Annotated in this window: 1 protein-coding gene; it reads right to left on the bottom strand. The window is 58.2% G+C overall.

What is annotated here, in order from left to right:
* On the bottom strand, positions 1-1,301 hold a 1,301-nt coding region (locus tag GHO41_RS29965; protein WP_256678893.1), incomplete at both ends, for a host specificity factor TipJ family phage tail protein.

The following is a 1,301-nucleotide window of genomic DNA, read 5'->3' as shown; positions in this document are numbered from 1 at the left end:
GGATCGTTGCTGGGCACGAAGTCCAGGTCATCGACCCTGACGTGGAACTCATCGATTTGAGTGGCCGGATAAGGTCCGGACAGCGTGCCGTCCAGTCGACTGATACCGATCTTGTGGGCGCCGCCGGCAGACCAATCCAGTGGTTCCGATGATTCCAGTACCAGCCCGCCAATGACCGGCTGAACGCCAAATAACAGAGCACTCTGACAAAGCCCCGGTGTATCACTGGCAACCGCGCAAAAGCTCAGATAACCCGAGTTGCGTCCGGCCAGCGTGGTCGCCCAGGTGTAAGTATCCGATCGGAACAGTTGGTGCCCCCGGCGGCGCATACCCCACCGATAGGCGCGGTCTCGATCAGTCACCCCGGGCAGTTTTACCTTCTCGACCTTCAGCCCAAGATCACCAGGCCATCGGCACTCAACGGTTTCCCATGCCCAGCTTTTACTCGAGTAAAATTCAACGTCTACAGCGTCATAGTCATTTATCGAAGGAAGCGGACCGCTGATTTTCAATGCGGTGGTCATGTTCTGCGGCGAGTAGGTTTGGGTCTTAGGGCCGTACTCGCGCTCAAATACGGCTCTAGGCTCATCACGAACTGGCCTGATGAGCCCGTTAGCGATGGTCAGCTCAGCCCAGCCACAGGCGAGTGCATTGTTCAGCGCTTCCTTGGCAATACTTGAGGCATCAATCGTCTCGTCGTAGAACTGGCCATCGGCAACACAGGACGCGTGCAACTGGTCAAACTCTTCAAGGTCGATATCGGCGTCGGTGTAGCCCAGCGATTTGAGTACATTCAGCACCCACGGCACGATGTCGCGTGTAGGTGCAGGTGCTTGCCAGGCGCCGCCGCTGCGCAGTGGCAGGATTCGGGTGGCCTCCAGATTCACCTGGCTCTCTGATTGTGCTGAGAGCCGGTCAGCACCACGTATTTTGGCCGAGATAACTGTCATGCCCGGATAGCTGGTTGGGCGAATCTGACGCAGCCCACGCAGGCCATACCACATCATGTCGTCGTTGACCTCGTCAGCGTTCGCGCCGCCGATCTTGGGTAGGCGCTTGAGGCGACACTCAGGGCGCATTGGATATGGCAGCTCATAGCGGAAGGTAAAGCCCTGGGCGTCACGCGAAGCACCACTCACCCATTTCGGCAATACCGTCCAGTCACCGGCCACATCCGCATCCCGATACTCGAACTGATGGCCCGATGAAATAGCGTACATGTCCCCTTTCTTTCCGAGACCAATCAGGCCGTTGGCCGCAAAGACGGAATACTCGATGGCGGCGACCTTCTCCCCGACCGG

The sequence above is a fragment of the Pseudomonas sp. FSL R10-0399 genome (genome assembly GCF_009600165.1).
Taxonomy (GTDB): domain Bacteria; phylum Pseudomonadota; class Gammaproteobacteria; order Pseudomonadales; family Pseudomonadaceae; genus Aquipseudomonas; species Aquipseudomonas helleri.
This window is presented reverse-complemented; position numbering and strand designations above follow the sequence as displayed.